Genomic DNA, 18,096 nt, shown 5'->3' with positions numbered 1-18,096 from the left:
CGGCGTGCCGCCGGCCCGATGAAACCGTGATTTCTATTAGCCACGCCCGCTGACAACGGGCCAACGAAGACTTAGACCCATGGCCACGATCCACGTAGACGGCAAGACGTTAGAAGTCGACGGAGCGGACAACCTGTTGCAGGCCTGCCTCTCCCTCGGTCTCGACATCCCCTACTTCTGCTGGCACCCGGCGCTCGGCAGCGTCGGCGCCTGCCGCCAGTGCGCGGTCAAGCAGTACACCGACGAGAACGACACCCGCGGTCGCATCGTCATGTCCTGCATGACTCCCGCCACCGACAACACCTGGATTTCCATCGAAGACGAAGAATCCAAAGCATTCCGTGCCAGCGTCGTCGAATGGCTGATGACCAACCACCCGCACGACTGCCCGGTCTGCGAGGAAGGCGGTCACTGCCATCTGCAGGACATGACGGTGATGACCGGCCACAACCAGCGCCGGTACCGCTTCACCAAGCGCACCCACCAGAACCAGGAGCTCGGCCCGTTCATCGCCCACGAGATGAACCGCTGCATCGCCTGCTACCGCTGCGTCCGTTACTACAAGGACTACGCTGGCGGCACCGACCTGGGCGTCTATGGCGCGCACGACAACGTCTACTTCGGCCGGATCGAGGACGGTGTACTGGAGAGCGAATTCTCCGGGAACCTGACCGAGGTCTGCCCGACCGGCGTGTTCACCGACAAAACCCACTCCGAGCGCTACAACCGCAAGTGGGACATGCAGTTCGCCCCGAGCATCTGCCATGGCTGCTCCAGCGGCTGCAACATCAGCCCTGGCGAACGTTACGGTGAAATCCGCCGCATCGAGAACCGCTACAACGGCTCGGTGAACCACTACTTCCTGTGCGACCGCGGTCGCTTCGGCTACGGCTACGTCAACCGCGAAGACCGCCCGCGTCAGCCGCAGCTGATGCTGAGCAAGCAGAAGCTCTCGCTGGACGGCGCCCTGGACCAAACCGCAGCGTTGCTCAAGGGCCGCAAGGTCATCGGCATCGGTTCGCCGCGCGCGAGCCTGGAAAGCAACTACGCCCTGTCCGCACTGGTCGGCGCGCAGAACTTCTACAGCGGCATTTCCGCTGACGAACTACAGCGTCTGAAACTGGTCCTGAAAGTCATGCAGGACGGCCCGCTGCCGGCGCCGACCATCCGTGACATCGAAGACCACGATGCGGTATTCGTGCTCGGCGAAGACCTGACCCAGACCGCTGCCCGTATCGCCCTGGCCCTGCGCCAGTCGGTGAAGGGCAAGGGCGAGGACATGGCCGCCGCGATGAAGATCCAGCCGTGGCTCGACGCCGCGGTGAAAACCATCGCCCAGCACGAGATGAACCCGCTGTTCATCGCCAGCCTGGATGAAACCCGCCTGGACGACGTCGCCGCCGAGTGCGTGCACGCCGCTACCGAAGACCTGGCTCGCCTGGGCTTCGCCGTGGCCCATGCCATCGATGCGAGCGCCCCGGCCGTGGCCGGCCTCGACGCCGAAGCCGCCGCCCTCGCCCAGCGCATCGCCGATGCCCTGGTTGCCGCCAAGCGTCCGCTGGTCATCTCCGGCACCTCGCTGGGCAGCAATGCCCTGATCGAAGCCGCGGCCAACATCGCCAGCGCGCTGAAGAACCGCGAGAAGAACGGATCCCTGAGCCTGGTCGTCCCGGAAGCCAACAGCCTGGGCCTGGCCCTCTTCGGTGGTGAATCCGTCGAAGCCGCTCTCGAGCAGTTGACCTCCGGCGCCGCCGATGCCGTGGTGATCCTGGAGAACGACCTGTACCGCCGCGCCGACGCTGCTGCCGTCGATGCCGCCCTGGCCGCCGCGAAGATCGTCGTCGTCGCCGATCACCAGCAGACCGCCACCACTGCCAAGGCCACCGTGCTGCTGCCGGCCGCCAGCTTCGCCGAAGGCGATGGCACCCTGGTCAGCCAGGAAGGCCGCGCCCAGCGCTTCTTCCAGGTCTTCGATCCGACCTACTACAACGCCGACAACCTGGTTCGCGAAGGCTGGCGCTGGCTGCACGCCCTGCACAGCACCCTCGAAGGCAAGCGCGTCGACTGGACCCAACTGGACCACGTGATCGACGCCGTCGTCGCTGCCAAGCCGCAACTGGCCGGCATCCGCGAAGCCGCACCGAACGCCGCGTTCCGCATCAAGGGTCTGAAGCTGGCGCGCGAGCCGCACCGCTACTCCGGCCGTACTGCCATGCGCGCCAACATCAATGTCAGCGAGCCGCGTCAGCCGCAGGACATCGACTCCGCGTTCGCGTTCTCCATGGAAGGCTACGCCGGCAGCGCCGAACCGCGTCAGCAGATTCCGTTCGCCTGGTCCCCGGGCTGGAACTCCCCGCAAGCCTGGAACAAGTTCCAGGACGAAGTCGGTGGTCACCTGCGCGCCGGCGATCCGGGCGTGCGCCTGATCGAGGCCAAGGGCGATGCCCTGTGGTTCAGCGAAATTCCTGCGCCGTTCCACACCGCCGCCAGCCAGTTCAAGGTGGTACCCTTCTATCACCTGTTCGGCAGCGAGGAGAACTCCTCGAAAGCCGCCCCGGTGCAGGAGCGCATCCCGCAGACCTACGTCACCCTGGCCAAGGCCGAGGCTGACCGTCTGGGCGTGAACGAAGGCGCGATCATCCGCCTGACCGTCAAGGGCCAGGAACTGCGCCTGCCGCTGCGCGTGAGCGAAGAGCTCGGCGCCGGCCTGGTTGCCCTGCCGATCGGTCTGCAAGGCATTCCTGCCGGTGTCATCGGCGCTGTCGCTGAAGGTCTGCAGGAGGCTGCGCAATGAGTTGGCTGACACCTGCCATCGTCGACATCCTGATCGAGGTCATCAAGGCCATCGTCATCCTGCTCGCCGTGGTCGTCTGCGGCGCGCTGCTCAGCTGGGTCGAGCGTCGTCTACTCGGCCTCTGGCAGGATCGTTACGGTCCGAACCGGGTTGGCCCATTCGGTGCCTTCCAGCTCGGCGCCGACATGCTGAAGATGTTCTTCAAGGAAGACTGGACCCCGCCGTTCGCCGACAAGATGATCTTCACCCTCGCCCCCATGATCGCCATGGGTGCGCTGCTGGTGGCGTTCGCGGTCATCCCGATCACCCCGAACTGGGGCGTGGCGGACCTGAACATCGGCATCCTGTTCTTCTTCGCCATGGCTGGCCTGACCGTGTACGCGGTGCTGTTCGCCGGCTGGTCGAGCAACAACAAGTTCGCCCTCCTCGGCAGCCTGCGCGCCTCGGCCCAGACCATCTCCTACGAGGTGTTCCTGGCCCTGTCGCTGATGGGTATCGTCGCCCAGGTCGGTTCGTTCAGCCTGCGCGACATCGTCGAATACCAGGCCCAGCACGTGTGGTTCATCATTCCGCAGTTCTTCGGCTTCATGACCTTCTTCGTCGCCGGCGTCGCCGTGACTCACCGTCACCCGTTCGACCAGCCCGAAGCCGAGCAGGAACTGGCCGACGGTTACCACATCGAGTACGCCGGCATGAAATGGGGCATGTTCTTCGTCGGCGAGTACATCGGCATCGTGCTGGTGTCCGCGCTGCTGGCGACCCTGTTCTTCGGCGGCTGGCACGGTCCCTTCGGCATCCTGCCGCAGATCCCGTTCATCTGGTTCGCCCTGAAAACCGGCTTCTTCATCATGATGTTCATTTTGCTGCGGGCCTCCATCCCACGCCCGCGCTATGACCAGGTGATGGCCTTCAGCTGGAAGTTCTGCCTCCCGCTGACCCTGATCAACCTGCTGGTGACCGGCGCTGTCGTGCTGGCCAGCCAGTAAGGAGTAGGACCATGATCAAGTACATTTTCGACGTGGTGCACGGCACCTACACCCAGCTGCGCAGCCTGGTGATGATCTTCGGTCACGCCTTCCGCAAGCGTGACACCCTGCAGTACCCGGAAGAGCCCGTGTACCTGCCGCCGCGCTACCGTGGCCGCATCGTGCTCACCCGCGACCCCGACGGCGAGGAGCGCTGCGTTGCGTGCAACCTGTGCGCCGTGGCCTGCCCGGTCGGCTGCATCTCCCTGCAGAAGGCCGAGACCGACGACGGTCGCTGGTACCCCGAGTTCTTCCGCATCAACTTCTCCCGCTGCATCTTCTGCGGCCTGTGCGAAGAAGCCTGCCCGACCACCGCGATCCAGCTGACGCCGGATTTCGAGATGGGCGAGTTCAAGCGCCAGGACCTGGTCTACGAGAAGGAAGACCTGCTGATCTCCGGCCCCGGCAAGAACCCGGACTACAACTTCTACCGCGTTGCCGGCATGGCCATCGCCGGCAAGCCGAAAGGCGCCGCTCAGAACGAAGCCGAACCGATCAACGTCAAGAGCTTGCTGCCGTAAGGAGACGTCGCGTGGAATTCGCTTTCTACTTCGCCGCCGGCGTCGCCGTGCTGGCAACCTTCCGGGTCATCACCAACAGCAATCCGGTGCATGCCCTGCTCTACCTCATCATTTCGCTGCTCGCAGTTTCGATGACCTTCTTCAGCCTCGGCGCCCCGTTCGCCGGTGCCCTGGAAATCATCGTCTACGCCGGCGCGATCATGGTGCTGTTCGTCTTCGTGGTCATGATGCTCAACCTCGGCCCGGCGATTGCCGAGCAGGAGCGCAAGTGGCTCAAGCCCGGCGTCTGGTTCGGCCCCGGCGCCCTGGCTGCCGTGCTGCTGGTTGAACTGCTGTGGATGCTCTCGCGCACTCCGAGCGGCATCGGCATTGGCCACACCACCGTGGACGCCAAGGCCGTGGGCATCAGCCTGTTCGGCCCGTACCTGCTGGTCGTCGAACTGGCCTCGATGCTGCTGCTGGCGGCACTGGTCGCCGCCTACCACCTCGGCCGCCACGAAGCGAAGGACTAACACCATGAATGCAATCCCTCTCGAACACGGACTGGCGCTCGCCGGTGTGCTGTTCTGCTTCGGCCTGGTGGGCCTGATGGTACGACGCAACATCCTGTTCGTACTGATGAGCCTGGAAGTGATGATGAACGCCGCCGCTCTGGCCTTCGTGGTCGGTGGCGCCCGCTGGGGCCAGCCTGACGGCCAGGTGATGTTCATCCTGGTGCTCAGCCTGGCTGCGGCCGAGGCCAGCATCGGCCTGGCGATCCTGCTCCAGCTGTATCGCCGCTTCCATACCCTCGATATCGACGCTGCCAGCGAGATGCGCGGATGAACCTGCTGCCCCTTACTTTCCTGTTCCCCCTGGTCGGCTTCCTGCTGCTCTCGTTCTCCCGTGGCAAGTGGTCGGAAAATCTCTCGGCACTGGTGGGTGTCGGCTCCGTGGGCCTGGCGGCCCTCTCCGCCTTCTGGGCGATCTGGAGCTTCCACAGCAACCCGCCCGAAGGTGGCGCCTACAGCCTGGTGCTGTGGCAATGGATGAGCGTTGGCGACTTCAAGACCAACTTCACCCTGTACCTGGACGGCCTGTCGGTCACCATGCTCGGCGTGGTCACCGGCGTCGGCTTCCTGATCCACCTGTTCGCCTCTTGGTACATGCGCGGTGAAACCGGTTACTCGCGTTTCTTCGCCTACACCAACCTGTTCATCGCCAGCATGCTGTTCCTGGTGCTGGGCGATAACCTGCTGTTCATGTACTTCGGCTGGGAAGGCGTGGGTCTCTGCTCCTACCTGCTGATCGGTTTCTATTACAACCACGTACCCAACGGCAACGCAGCGCTGAAGGCCTTCATCGTGACCCGCGTGGGTGACGTGTTCTTCGCCATCGGCATGTTCATCCTGTTCCAGCACCTGGGCACGCTGAACATCCAGGAACTGCTGGGCCTGGCCCCGCAGCACTTCGCCAAGGGCGACCTGTGGATCAACCTGGCGACCCTGATGCTGCTCGGCGGCGCCGTCGGCAAGTCCGCCCAGCTGCCGTTACAGACCTGGCTGGCCGACGCGATGGCAGGCCCGACTCCGGTCTCCGCGCTGATCCACGCCGCCACCATGGTGACCGCGGGCGTCTACCTGATCGCCCGTTGCCATGGCCTGTTCGAGCTCGCTCCGAACGTCCTGGAGCTGGTCGGCATCATTGGCGCCGTGACCCTGGTCCTGGCCGGCTTCGCCGCCCTGGTGCAGACCGACATCAAGCGTATCCTCGCCTACTCGACCATGAGCCAGATCGGCTACATGTTCCTGGCCCTGGGCGTTGGCGCCTGGGGTGGCGCGATCTTCCACCTGATGACCCACGCCTTCTTCAAGGCCCTGCTGTTCCTTGCTTCGGGTGCGGTGATCGTCGCCTGCCACCACGAGCAGAACATCTTCAAGATGGGTGGTCTGTGGAAGAAGCTGCCGCTGGCCTACGCAAGCTTCGTGGTCGGTGGTGCTGCGCTGTCCGCCCTGCCCTTCCTGACCGCCGGCTTCTACTCCAAGGACGAGATCCTCTGGGAAGCCTTCGCCAGCGGTCACCCGAACCTGCTGATCGCAGGGCTCGTCGGTGCGTTCATGACCTCGCTGTACACCTTCCGCCTGATCTTCATCGCCTTCCACGGCGAAGCGAAGACCGAAGCGCACGCCGGCCATGGCATCAGCCACTGGCTGCCGCTGGGTGTCCTGATCGTGCTCTCCACCTTCATCGGCGCGCTGATCACGCCGCCGCTGGCCGGCGTCCTGCCGGAAAGCGCCGGTCACGCCGGTGGTGAAGCCAAGCACAGCCTGGAAATCGCCTCGGGCGCCATCGCCATCGCCGGTATCCTGCTGGCAGGCCTGCTGTTCCTCGGCAAGCGCCGCTTCGTCACCGCCGTCGCCCAGAGCGCACCGGGCCGCTTCTTCGGCACCTGGTGGCTGCACGCCTGGGGCTTCGACTGGCTGTACGACAAGCTGTTCGTGAAACCCTATCTGCTGATCTGCCGCCTGCTGGCCGCGGACCCGATCGACAAGACCCTGGTCCTGGTCCCGCTCACCGCCCGCGGTGGTCACAAACTCCTCAGCCTCACCGAGAACGGCCGCCTGCGTTGGTACGCCGCTTCCTTGGTGGGTGGCGCCGCGCTGCTCCTCGGCGCGCTGCTGCTGGCTTAATGAATTCACGAAAGAGATTGAGCCCGACATGATTCTGCCCTGGCTAATCCTGATCCCCTTCATCGGCGGCTTCCTTTGCTGGATCGCCGAGTACACCAGCAAGACCCTGCCCCGCTGGGTCGCCCTGGGATCGATGGTCCTCACCCTGGCCCTGAGCCTGTGGGTGTGGCACACCGGTGACTTCCAGCTGGCCCCGGCGCCGGGTGGCGAGCCGCAGTGGACCCTGCAGTTCCAGGTACCCTGGATCGAGCGCTTCGGCATCAGCGTGCACCTGGCAATGGACGGCCTGTCCCTGCTGATGGTCGCGCTGACCGGCCTGCTCGGCGTGCTATCCGTCCTCTGCTCGTGGAACGAGATTCAGCGTCGCATCGGCTTCTTCCACCTGAACCTGCTGTGGATTCTGGGCGGTGTGATCGGCGTGTTCCTGGCCGTCGACCTGTTCCTGTTCTTCTTCTTCTGGGAAATGATGCTGGTGCCGATGTACTTCCTCATCGCGCTCTGGGGTCATAGCTCGGACGACGGCAAGAAGACCCGCATCTACGCCGCCACCAAGTTCTTCATCTTCACCCAGGCCAGCGGCCTGGTGATGCTGGTGGCGATCCTGGGCCTGGTGTTCGTGCACTACAACAGCACCGGCGTGCTGACCTTCAACTACGCCGACCTGCTGAAGACCCAGCTGCCGCCACACACCGAATGGCTGCTGATGCTCGGCTTCTTCGTCGCCTTCGCGGTGAAGATGCCGGTGGTGCCGGTGCATTCCTGGCTGCCGGACGCCCACGCCCAGGCGCCGACCGCCGGTTCCGTGGACCTGGCCGGCATCCTGCTGAAGACCGCCGCCTACGGCCTGATCCGCTTCGCCCTGCCGCTGTTCCCCAACGCCTCGGCCGAGTTCGCCCCGATTGCCATGACCCTGGGTCTGATCGGCATCTTCTACGGCGCCTTCCTGTCGTTCGCACAGACCGACATCAAGCGCCTGGTGGCGTACTCCTCCGTGTCGCACATGGGCTTCGTGATGATCGGCATCTACTCCGGCAGCCCCCAGGCACTGCAAGGTGTCGTCGTGCAGATGATCGCCCACGGCCTCTCCGCCGCCGCGCTGTTCATCCTGTGTGGCCAGCTGTACGAGCGCCTGCACACCCGTGACATGCGCAAGATGGGCGGCCTGTGGTCGCGCATCCCGTACCTGCCGGCCGTGGCCCTGTTCTTCGCCACCGCCTCGCTGGGTCTGCCGGGCACCGGTAACTTCGTCGGCGAATTCCTGATCCTGCTGGGCAGCTTCAAGGTCGTTCCGGTGATCACCGTGATCGCCACCTTCGGCCTGGTATTCGGCTCGGTCTACTCGTTGATCATGATCCACCGCGCCTACTTCGGCCCGGCCAAGTCCGACACCGCCATCGCCGGTCTGAACTTCCGCGAGCTCTCCATGGTGCTCGGCCTGGCGGTGCTGCTGATCGTGCTCGGCGTCTACCCGCAGCCGGTCCTCGACACCTCCGCGGCAACCATGCACGGCGTCCAGCAATGGCTGGGTGCCGCCCTCTCCACTCTGGCAGCACGGTAAGCGCGAAATGACCTTCACGATTCAACACTTCATCGCGCTCCTGCCACTGCTCATCACCAGCGCCACCCTGGTGGTGGTGATGCTCGCGGTAGCCTGGAAGCGTAACCACTCGATGGCCGCCACCCTCTCGGTGATCGGTCTGAACCTGGCCCTGCTGTCGATCATCCCGGTGCTGAAAGTCACCCCGATCGAAGTCACCCCGCTCATGGTGGTCGACAACTTCGCCTGCTTCTACATGGCCCTGATCCTGATCGGCGCCCTGGCCTGCACCACCCTCGCCCACGCCTACATGGAAAGCTTCCCGGGCAACCGCGAGGAACTGTACCTGCTGCTCCTGCTCTCCACCGCAGGTGGCCTGGTACTGGTCAGCGCGCAGAACCTGGCCGGCCTGTTCATCGGTCTGGAGCTGCTGTCGGTTCCGGTCTACGGCATGGTGGCCTACGCCTTCTTCAACAAGCGCACCCTGGAAGCGGGCATCAAGTACACCGTACTGTCCGCCGCCGGCTCCGCGTTCCTGCTGTTCGGCATGGCCCTGCTCTACGCCGAGTCCGGCAACTTGGGCTTCTCCGCCATCGGTGCCTCGCTGGCCGAAGGCACCAGCCACGGTCCGCTGCTGGCCATCGGCGTCGGCATGATGGTCGTCGGCCTGGGCTTCAAGCTGTCCCTGGCGCCGTTCCACCTGTGGACCCCGGACGTCTACGAAGGCGCCCCGGCCCCGGTCGCCACCTTCCTGGCCACCACCGCCAAGGTCGCCGTGTTCGCCGTGCTGCTGCGCCTTTTCCAGATCGCTCCGGCGGCCCTGAACAACGGCCTCCTGCATGACGCCATCGCGGTCATCGCCATCGCCTCGATCCTGATCGGCAACCTGCTGGCGCTGACCCAGAGCAACATCAAGCGCCTGCTGGGCTACTCGTCCATCGCCCACTTCGGCTACCTGCTGATCGCCCTGGTGGCGAGCAAGGGCCTGGCCGTGGAAGCAGTCGGCGTCTACCTGACCACCTACGTCGTCACCACCCTGGGCGCCTTCGGCGTGGTCACCCTGATGTCCACCCCGTACAGCGGCCGCGACGCCGACGCGCTGTTCGAGTACCGCGGCCTGTTCTGGCGCCGTCCGGTGCTGACCGCCGTGATGACCGTGATGATGCTGTCCCTGGCCGGCATCCCGCTGACCGCCGGCTTCATCGGCAAGTTCTACATCGTCGCCACCGGCGTCGAGTCCCAGCACTGGTGGCTGGTCGGCTCCCTGGTACTGGGCAGCGCCATCGGCCTGTTCTACTACCTGCGCGTCATGGTCACCATGTTCCTGGTCGAGCCGAACATGAAGCGCCACGACGCTCCCCTGGACTGGGCCCAGCGCGCCGGCGGCATCATGCTGGTAGCCATCGCCCTGCTCGCCTTCTTCCTCGGCGTCTACCCGCAACCGCTGCTGGACATCCTCCAGCACAGCGGCCTGGTAGCCATCGCCGGCTAAGGTCGACAGGCAACAAAAAACCCCGCTTAGGCGGGGTTTTTTATTGGGCGGGATTCCTGTCGTGAGGCTTTGCGGCTTCTCGTAGGAGCGAGCTTGCTCGCGAACAGACCCCGCTGTGAGGCAAGTTTCGCGAGCAAGCTCGCTCCTACAGGTGCTCCGCCCTACTCTGCCGGCTTGGCTACTTCGCCTTCGCGGCCGGTGAACAGGTCCCATGAGGCCATGAACAGCGCGGCGATCAGCGGGCCGATGACAAAGCCGTTGAGGCCGAACAGCGACATGCCGCCGAGGGTGGAGATCAGCACCACGTAGTCGGGCATCTTGGTGTCCTTGCCCACCAGAATCGGGCGCAGGATGTTGTCAACCAGGCCGATCACCACCACGCAGAACAGCGTCAGCACCACGCCCTGCCAGATCGCTCCGGTGAGCAGGAAATAAGCCGCCACCGGCACCCAGATCAGCCCCGCTCCAATCGCCGGCAGCAGCGAGAGGAAGGCCATCAGCGTGCCCCAGAGCAGCGAGCCCTGGATGCCGAGGAACCAGAAGATCAGCCCTCCCAACGCGCCCTGTGTCGCGGCGACGGCGATGTTGCCCTTCACCGTGGCGCGGATCACCGTGGTGAACTTGGCGAACAGATGCTGCTTGTGCTCCACGCTCAGCGGTACCGCCTGCTTGATGCGACGCCCCAGCGTGGGGCCATCGCGCAGGAGGAAGAACAGCAGGTACAGCATGATGCCGAAGCTGATGACGAACTCGAAGGTGTTCTGGCCGATGCTGAAGGCCTTGGTGGCGACCAGTTGGCTCGCCTGCATCGCCCCCGCCGAGAGCTTTTCCTGCAGGCTGGACAGGTCCGCCAGGTCGAAGCGCTCCAGCAACTGGTGCGCCCAGCCCGGCAGCGCGGCAACCGCCTGCTGATAGTAGACGATGAAGTTCAGCTCACCGGATTTCAGTCGCTGGTAGACGGTGGCGCCCTCCTGCACCAACGCCCCGGCGATGAAGGTCACCGGCAGGATCACTATCAGGAAGCACACGGCGAGGGATAGCAGCGCGGCGAGGTTATTGCGGCCGTTGAGCTTTACCCGCAGGCGGCGCTGCAGGGGCGCGAAGATGATCGCCAGGATGGTGCCCCAGAAGACCGCTCCGTAAAACGGCAGCAGGATCCAGCCGAAGGCAAGCGTCACCACCAGCAGCAGGGCGAGGAACGTCCGGTATTCCAGTTTCGATTCGAACATGAGCGGGTCCATGGATGGATAAAACCTGCTCATTAGTCAGCAGTTGCCCAGCCAAGTGCAACTTTCAGTGTGCGTAACGTGCGCGCGAGCGCTCTAGAGCACCATTGCGGCCACCCAGCCGAATGCCAGCAGCGGCAGGTTGTAATGCAGGAAGGTGGGCACCACGGTGTCCCAGATGTGATTGTGCTGGCCGTCCACGTTCAGGCCGGAGGTCGGCCCGAGAGTGGAGTCCGACGCCGGCGAGCCCGCGTCGCCCAGCGCCCCTGCAGTCCCCACGATGCTGACAATAGCCAGCGGGCTGAAGCCCAGATGCACCGCCAACGGCACGAAGATCGCGGCGATGATCGGCACCGTGGAGAACGACGAGCCGATACCCATGGTCACCAGCAGGCCCACCAGCAGCATCATGAAGGCCCCCAAGGCCTTGCTGCTGCCGATCCAGCCGGCAGCGCTGTCCACCAGACTGGCAACCTGCCCGGTGGCGGTCATCACCGCGGCAAAGCCCTGGGCGGCAATCATGATGAAGCCGATCATGGCCATCATCTTCATGCCTTCGGTGAACAGGTCGTCCGCTTCCTTCCAGCGCACCACCCCGGACAGCGAAAACACCAGAAAACCCACCAGCGCGCCGAGGATCATCGAGTCCAGCAGCAGTTGCACAGCAAAGGCCGCCGCGACCGCGACGCCCGCTACCACCAGGCTCATCCTGCTGTACGGGGTATCGACCCGCTCGGCCTGCTCGATACGTTCAAGGTCGTAGTCACGCTTACGCCGGTAGCTGAAGAGCACCGCGATCAGCAGGCCGCAGACCATGCCCAGCGCCGGGATCAGCATGGCGTGGGTGACATCGACGCCCTGCACATCGACGCCCGCGCGGGCCACGTTGGCCAGCAGGATCTGGTTCAGGAAAATGTTGCCGAAACCCACCGGCAGGAACATGTACGGAGTGATCAGACCGAAGGTGATAACGCAGGCAATCAGCCGGCGGTCGATCTGCAGGCGCGTCAGCACATAGAGCAGCGGCGGCACCAGCAGCGGGATGAAGGCAATATGGATCGGCAGGATGTTCTGCGAGGAGATCGCCACCACCAGCAGTAGGCCGACCATCATCCACTTGAAGCCATTGGAGCCGTTCGCGTCGTGTCGGCTGAGCATCGCCAGGGCGCGATCGGCGAGCGCATGCGCCATTCCGGAGCGTGCAATGGCTACAGCAAAGGCGCCAAGCATGGCATAGGACAGCGCCACCGTCGCACCAGCGCCCAGCCCCTCGTTGAACGCCTTGAGCGTGCCGTCCATGCCCAGGCCGCCAAGCAAACCACCGGCCACCGCGCCAGTGATCAGTGCGACCACCACGTGCACGCGACACAGGCTCAGCATCAGCATCAGGCCAATGGCGATCAGCACCGCATTCATCTTCACCACTCCTCTCAAGGGTTGCCACGGCCGGACGTGGGCAAAAGGCGCGCACTCTGCCAAACCCCATGTTGGGTGTCAAAATCTGTGTCGAATCAAGACGTTTCTGAAATCGGCTGACGGCATTTTCACCGCGCTGCGCACGCTTTTTGCCTGGCTTTCTGCCGCCTGTCGTAACGGCACGCCAGAATCGCCTGTTTTCTGGCGTTCTGCCCCGTCACGGGTCAAGAAGATACGGGAAAGGCCGATATATCGGGCATCCCAGGGCTTAGTTCAAACAAGGATTCCCCTCCATGCTGCTGCGCCGTCTCTCCATCCAGTGGAAGATCACGTTGCTTGCCGGGCTGTGCCTGCTCGGCGTCGTCTCGCTGCTCTCCGGCCTGTCCGTCTACCGCACGCAAACCAGCACCGCGCTGGTCAAGCAATCGAGCACCGAAATGCTCGATGAAGCGGCCAAGGCCCGCCTGCAATCGCGCGGTGAAGTCCAGGCCATGCGTATCCAGCGCTACATCATGGATGCCTACCAGTACGGCAAGGGTTTCTCGCGGCAAGTGCTGTTCCTGCGCGATCAGGCCCAGAAGCGTTTCCTCGACGCTTACGACCTGCGCGAAGACCTGACCCGCCAAGTGAAGACCGCGCTGGAGGGTAACTCGGAACTGCTGGGCCTCTACGTCGCCTTCGAGCCCGACGCGCTGGATGGCAAGGACAAACTCTTCGCCGGCCAGGGCGAACTGGGCAGCAACGACACCGGTCGCTTCTCCATCTACTGGTCGCAGGCCACCCCGGGCCACCTGGAATCCGAAGCCATGGCCGAGTCGCTGCTGCAGGACACCAGCCCCGGACCGAGCGGCAGCGCCTACAACGCCTGGTTCACCTGCCCCAAGACCACCGGCCAGCCCTGCGTGCTCGACCCGTACTTCGACGAAGTGGGCAAGAAGAAGATGCTGATGACCAGCATCGCCTTCCCGCTGGAGCTGGACGGCAAGGTCATCGGCGTCATGGGCCTGGACATCAGCATGGAGAAGCTCCAGGAAATCGCCGTCGAAGGTAGCCGGGAACTGTACGACGGCCAGGGCCGCGTCAGCATCGTCAGCGCCGCCGGCCTGCTCGCCGGGCACAGCGCCGATGCCTCCAGGCTGAGCAAGAACCTCAAGGAGGTCTATCCCGACCAGGGCGCCGAACTGCTGCAGGCAATTGCCAGCAACCATGAGCAGGTTTTCCGCCAGGATGACCAACTGCGCGTGGTTGAGCCGCTGCAACCGATCCCCGGTTCCAAGCCCTGGGGCGTTCTGCTGGAAGTTCCTCAAAACGTGCTGCTTGGTCCGGCCATCGAACTGCAGAACGAGCTGGATGACCAACGAGTGCAAGGCACTGTCTCGCAACTCGGCTTCGGCCTGATCGCCATCCTGATCGGCCTGTTCGCCATGTGGCTCACCGCCCGCGGCGTGACCCGGCCGATCCTCAACGTCGCCGCCATGCTGCGCAACATTGCCAGCGGCGAAGGCGACCTGACCAAACGCCTGGACTACAGCGGCAAGGACGAGCTGGGTGAACTGGCCGGCTGGTTCAACCGTTTCCTCGACAAGCTGCAGCCGATCATCCGCGACGTGAAGTCCTCGGTGCAGGACGCCCGCGCCACTGCCGACCAGTCCTCGGAAATCGCCAGCCAGACCAGTGCCGGCATGCAGCAGCAGTTCCGCGAGGTCGACCAGGTCGCCACCGCTTCTCAGGAGATGAGCGCCACCGCCCACGACGTCGCCAACAGCGCCGCCATGGCTGCCGATGCTGCACGCGGCGCCGACGGTGCGACCCGCGATGGCCTCAGCGTGATCGACAACACCACCCGCCTGATCGACGAACTGGCCAGCGACATGAGCAGCGCCATGAGCCAGGTGGAAGGGTTAGCACAGAGCAGCGAGCAGATCGGCTCAGTGCTGGAAGTGATCCGCGGCATCGCCGAGCAGACCAACCTGCTGGCGCTCAACGCCGCCATCGAGGCGGCCCGCGCTGGTGAGGCCGGTCGCGGCTTCGCGGTGGTCGCCGACGAGGTACGCAACCTCGCCCGGCGCACCCAGGACTCGGTGGAGGAAATCCGCCAGGTCATCGAAGGCCTGCAGAACGGCACCCGCGACGTGGTCGGCGCGATGAGCAACAGCCATCGCCAGGCGCAGGACAGCGTGAGTCAGGTCGAGCAGGCCGTGGCCGCGCTGAAGCGCATCGGTGACGCGGTGGGCGTGATCACCGACATGAACCTGCAGATCGCCAGCGCCGCCGAGGAACAGAGCGCGGTGGCCGAGGAGATCAACCGTAACGTCGCCGGCATCCGCGACGTCACCGAATCGCTGTCCAGCCAGGCACAGGAATCGGCGCAGGTCAGCCAGTCGCTGAACAAGCTGGCGAATCATCAGCAGGGGTTGATGGATCAGTTCCGGGTCTGAAATCCGGCAACCGTCGAAAGCCCCTCTCCCTGAAGGGAGAGGGGCCGGTTCGGAGTCGCCGGGAAGTCAGGCGCTCTTCCTGCTCCGATCGTTGTCCGCCTGACGCTGTGCTTTCCCCTCGCACCATATGGCTCCCTCTACCTTCAGGGCGAGGGCTCGGGAGAGGGCCGCCCAGACGCAGAATCCCCCCTGTAGGAGCGGAGCCTCCCCGCGAAATCCCGGCGCCAGCCGGTCACGCGGCGCTCAGACGGGTTCGCGTGCACCTACTTCCAGGAGCTGGATCAAGCCGCCCGACGCGGCAGCTCCACCACCACCCGCAATCCACCCAGCTCGCTGCTTTCCAGCTTCAGCCGTCCGCCACAGGCCGCCGCGATATCCCGCGCGATGCCCAGGCCCAGGCCATGCCCGGCCACCTGCTCATCCAGCCGCGTGCCACGCTCGAGCACGCTGTCACGCTGATTCTCGGCAATGCCGGGGCCGTCGTCGTTCACGCTCAGACGGTAGGCGTCAGCGCCCTTCTCCACCGTCAGCCGCACCTGGGCATCAGCCCATTTGCAGGCGTTGTCCAGCAGATTGCCGAGCATCTCCAGCAGGTCCTCCCGGTCATATGGCAGGCGCGTAGCGGGCGGCGCCTGCCAGTCGATCGCGAGGTGGTCGCCGTGAATGAGCTTGAGCATGTCGCACAGGCTCGGCAGCTCCGCATCGCAATCGAAGTGCGCACCGGGCAATGCTTCGCCCACCAGCCGTGCGCGCCCCAACTCGCGGGCCAGGCGCTGTTCGATCTGCTCAAGTTGCTCCTGTAACACGCGCCGTAGCTCGGGGTGCTCGCGTAGTTCCTCGCGATCGGCAAGGCTGATCAGCACGGCCAGCGGCGTCTTCAAGGCATGGCCGAGATTGCCCAGCGCATTGCGTGAGCGGCGCAAGGTGTCCTCGGTGTGCTGCAACAGATGGTTGGTCTGCTCCACCAGCGGCTCCAGCTCGCGCGGCACCTGGCGGTCCAGCTGGCTGCGCTGGCCTTCCTGCAACTGCGCGATCTGCTGGCGTACCCGCTCCAGCGGGCGCAGGGAGCGGCGGACGATAAAACCCTGAAACACCAACACCAGCAACAGGGCCAGCGCACCGGCGCCCAGGCCGATATTGCGCAAACGATTGAAACTCTTGAGGACAGGCGTGTAGTCCTGCGCGACGACGATGCTCAGGTGCTTGCCATAACGCTTGTAGTCGCCGCGAAAGACCAGCAGGCGCTGGCCCTCGGGGCCCTTTTCCAGCTTGCTGGCCAACCCCTTGTGCGAGGGTTGCTTCAGCTCGTTGTCCCACAGCGAACGCGAACGCCAGGTCTGGTCATCGAAGCGGATCACGAAATAGCGGCCGGAGAACAGCCGCTCATAGGCCGCATCGACCCGTTGGCCGTCCAGCTGCAATCCGGCCGGCCCACGGGTGATGCCCACCAGCAGGCTTTCCGCCTCGTCCTGCAGGCCGTTCACCAGGTAGCGGCGCAAGCCCTGGTCGAACAGCCAGAGACCCGCCTGGGCCAGCACCAGGCCGACCACCACAAGCACCACGCCAAGCCCGAGTCCGAGCCGGCGCTGGATCGACATCAACGGCCGACACCGTTGCCGGTGAAGCGGTAACCCTGGCCACGGCGGGTCTCGATGATCTCGCGGCCGAGCTTGCGGCGCAGGTGGTTGATATGCACCTCGATGACGTTGGAATCGCGCTCGCTCTCGCCGTCGTACAGGTGCTCGGCCAGGTGCGATTTCGACAGCAGCTGGCCGGGGTGCAGCATGAAGTAGCGCAGCAAGCGGAACTCGGCGGACGTCAGGTCGACCTCCTTGCCGCCCTGCTGCACGCACTGGCGCGACTCGTCCAGGCTCAGGCCGGCGACTTCCAGCTGGCTCTGGTTGGCCAGCCCGCGGGCACGGCGCAACAGCGCCTGGATGCGCAGCAACAGTTCTTCGGGATGGAAAGGCTTGGTCAGGTAATCGTCGGCGCCGGCCTTCAGGCCGTCGATGCGCTCGGCCCAGGAACCACGCGCGGTGAGGATCAGAACCGGTATCGAGAGCCCCATGCCGCGCCACTCCTGGAGCACTTCCAGGCCGGGACGACCCGGCAGGCCGAGATCGAGGATCACCAGGTCGTAGGGCTCGCTGGCACCCTGCACGGCGGCGTCGCGGCCGTCGGCCAGCCAGTCAACGGCATAGCCCTGGCGGGTCAGGGTCGCCAGCAGCTCATCGGCCAGGGGTACGTTGTCTTCCACCAGCAGCAGGCGCATCAGTCGTCTTCCTTATCCTTGAGGATGCGGCCGTCGCGGGCATCCAGTTCCAGTTCGCGCACCACGCCTTCGGTGGTCAGCAGTTCCACCTCGTAGATATAGGTGTCGTGCTCCTTCTCCAGCTCGGCTTCGAGCAGGCGCGAGCCGGGGTAGCGACTCAGCGCGGCGGGGAGGATTTCCTCGAAGGGGCGGATCACCCCTTCCTTGCTCAGGCGCAGGGCTTCGTCCTGGCTCAGGTCATGGGCCTGCGCAACGCCAGCAATGGCGGCAAGCGCCAGGCCGAGCAGCGCCACGCGCGGCAGAACGGTCTTCATCAGTCATCCTGGTGATCGGTGAGGACTTCGCCGGTGACCGCATCCAGCTCGACATCCCACTTCACGCCCTGGGCGTCCTTGAGGTCGACCTTGTAGAGATAGCGGCCATGTTCCAGCTCGAGCTCGCTATCGTACACCGAACCGCCGGCATGCTTGGCCAGCGCGGTGCGGTTGAGCTCCTCGAAGTTGCGGATGGTGCCGGCATCGCGCAGGCGCAGCGCCTCGTCCGGGCCGATGTCGTGGGCCGTGGCAACGCCTGCGCCCAGCAGCAGGGCGGAGAGCGCGATCAGGATCAGCAGCCATTTCATGAGCGTACCTCGTCAGAATCTTCTTACCTTCAGATTAAGGTGAAGGACTTAATTCAAGCTGAATCGGCAAGGATCATTCACCCC

At 64.8% G+C, this 18,096-nt stretch carries 15 protein-coding genes and 1 pseudogene; 10 read left to right on the top strand and 6 right to left on the bottom strand.

Features of this window, described 5'->3' with window-relative positions; translation table 11 throughout:
* Nucleotides 1–79 precede the first annotated feature (79 nt).
* Genes nuoG through nuoN form a run of 8 tightly spaced genes read left to right on the top strand, consistent with a single transcriptional unit; the run spans nt 80 to nt 10,038 of the window.
* Nucleotides 80–2,794 (top strand): NADH-quinone oxidoreductase subunit NuoG, encoded by a 2,715-nt coding sequence (nuoG, locus tag IB274_RS05845; protein ID WP_192431094.1) that lies wholly within the window; start codon nt 80–82, stop codon nt 2,792–2,794.
* Complete coding sequence (gene nuoH, locus IB274_RS05840; protein ID WP_192431093.1) at nt 2,791–3,780, top strand: NADH-quinone oxidoreductase subunit NuoH; 990 nt, start codon at nt 2,791–2,793, stop codon at nt 3,778–3,780. Before nuoG ends, nuoH begins: the two co-directional genes overlap by 4 nt.
* Nucleotides 3,781–3,791: 11 nt before the next feature.
* Nucleotides 3,792–4,340, top strand: a complete 549-nt coding sequence (gene nuoI, locus IB274_RS05835) for an NADH-quinone oxidoreductase subunit NuoI (RefSeq protein WP_015477483.1) — start codon at nt 3,792–3,794, stop codon at nt 4,338–4,340.
* Nucleotides 4,341–4,351: 11 nt separating this feature from the next.
* Nucleotides 4,352–4,852: an NADH-quinone oxidoreductase subunit J gene (gene nuoJ, locus IB274_RS05830; protein ID WP_192431092.1), complete on the top strand. Its 501-nt coding sequence runs from the start codon at nt 4,352–4,354 to the stop codon at nt 4,850–4,852.
* A gap of 4 nt (nt 4,853–4,856) precedes the next feature.
* Entirely contained in the window at nt 4,857–5,165 is a 309-nt protein-coding gene (gene nuoK, locus IB274_RS05825; protein ID WP_017517116.1) for an NADH-quinone oxidoreductase subunit NuoK, read from the top strand.
* Entirely contained in the window at nt 5,162–7,009 is a 1,848-nt protein-coding gene (nuoL, locus tag IB274_RS05820; RefSeq protein ID WP_192431091.1) for an NADH-quinone oxidoreductase subunit L, read from the top strand. The genes nuoK and nuoL overlap by 4 nt, the downstream gene beginning before the upstream one ends.
* A 28-nt stretch (nt 7,010–7,037) precedes the next feature.
* On the top strand, nt 7,038–8,567 hold the full coding sequence (gene nuoM, locus IB274_RS05815; RefSeq protein ID WP_081520494.1) for an NADH-quinone oxidoreductase subunit M: 1,530 nt from the start codon (nt 7,038–7,040) through the stop codon (nt 8,565–8,567).
* Between the two features lie 7 nt (nt 8,568–8,574).
* Nucleotides 8,575–10,038 carry an NADH-quinone oxidoreductase subunit NuoN gene (gene nuoN / locus IB274_RS05810; RefSeq protein WP_192431090.1) on the top strand — a complete coding sequence of 488 codons (1,464 nt, stop codon included), beginning with the start codon at nt 8,575–8,577 and terminating at the stop codon, nt 10,036–10,038.
* 161 nt (nt 10,039–10,199) lie between these two features.
* Here nuoN and IB274_RS05805 read toward each other — a convergent pair whose 3' ends face one another.
* Together IB274_RS05805 and IB274_RS05800 are read right to left on the bottom strand one after the other, a co-directional pair.
* Nucleotides 10,200–11,267 carry an AI-2E family transporter gene (locus IB274_RS05805; RefSeq protein WP_192431089.1) on the bottom strand — a complete coding sequence of 356 codons (1,068 nt, stop codon included), beginning with the start codon at nt 11,265–11,267 and terminating at the stop codon, nt 10,200–10,202.
* A 93-nt stretch (nt 11,268–11,360) separates the two neighbouring features.
* A complete protein-coding gene (locus tag IB274_RS05800; RefSeq protein ID WP_192431088.1) occupies nt 11,361–12,680 on the bottom strand; it encodes a Na+/H+ antiporter family protein in 1,320 nt (439 codons plus the stop codon).
* Nucleotides 12,681–12,973: 293 nt separating this feature from the next.
* Here IB274_RS05800 and IB274_RS30075 point away from each other — a divergent pair.
* Both IB274_RS30075 and IB274_RS30070 read left to right on the top strand, forming a co-directional pair.
* Nucleotides 12,974–14,260: pseudogene (locus tag IB274_RS30075) on the top strand (HAMP domain-containing protein); the annotation flags it as partial.
* 102 nt (nt 14,261–14,362) lie between these two features.
* Nucleotides 14,363–15,118 (top strand): methyl-accepting chemotaxis protein, encoded by a 756-nt coding sequence (locus tag IB274_RS30070; RefSeq protein WP_412548412.1) that lies wholly within the window; start codon nt 14,363–14,365, stop codon nt 15,116–15,118.
* 281 nt (nt 15,119–15,399) lie between these two features.
* On the opposite strand, the gene IB274_RS05790 is transcribed toward IB274_RS30070, so the two are convergent.
* The 4 genes from IB274_RS05790 to IB274_RS05775 are packed head-to-tail and all read right to left on the bottom strand — an operon-like array spanning nt 15,400 to nt 18,012.
* Nucleotides 15,400–16,719, bottom strand: a complete 1,320-nt coding sequence (locus tag IB274_RS05790) for a sensor histidine kinase (protein WP_192431086.1) — start codon at nt 16,717–16,719, stop codon at nt 15,400–15,402.
* The gene (locus IB274_RS05785; protein ID WP_192431085.1) at nt 16,716–17,390 is read right to left on the bottom strand and encodes a response regulator transcription factor; all 675 of its coding nucleotides are present in this window, start codon (nt 17,388–17,390) and stop codon (nt 16,716–16,718) included. The genes IB274_RS05790 and IB274_RS05785 overlap by 4 nt, the downstream gene beginning before the upstream one ends.
* Nucleotides 17,390–17,704: a PepSY domain-containing protein gene (locus tag IB274_RS05780; protein WP_081520499.1), complete on the bottom strand. Its 315-nt coding sequence runs from the start codon at nt 17,702–17,704 to the stop codon at nt 17,390–17,392. The genes IB274_RS05785 and IB274_RS05780 overlap by 1 nt, the downstream gene beginning before the upstream one ends.
* Complete coding sequence (locus tag IB274_RS05775; RefSeq protein ID WP_192431084.1) at nt 17,704–18,012, bottom strand: PepSY domain-containing protein; 309 nt, start codon at nt 18,010–18,012, stop codon at nt 17,704–17,706. Before IB274_RS05775 ends, IB274_RS05780 begins: the two co-directional genes overlap by 1 nt.
* Between the last annotated feature and the right edge of the window lie 84 nt (nt 18,013–18,096).

This window comes from Pseudomonas sp. PDM18 (assembly GCF_014852585.1).
Classification (GTDB): Bacteria; Pseudomonadota; Gammaproteobacteria; order Pseudomonadales; family Pseudomonadaceae; genus Pseudomonas.
Note: the sequence above shows the minus strand (reverse complement) of the source record. Positions and strands in the feature narration are given on the sequence as shown.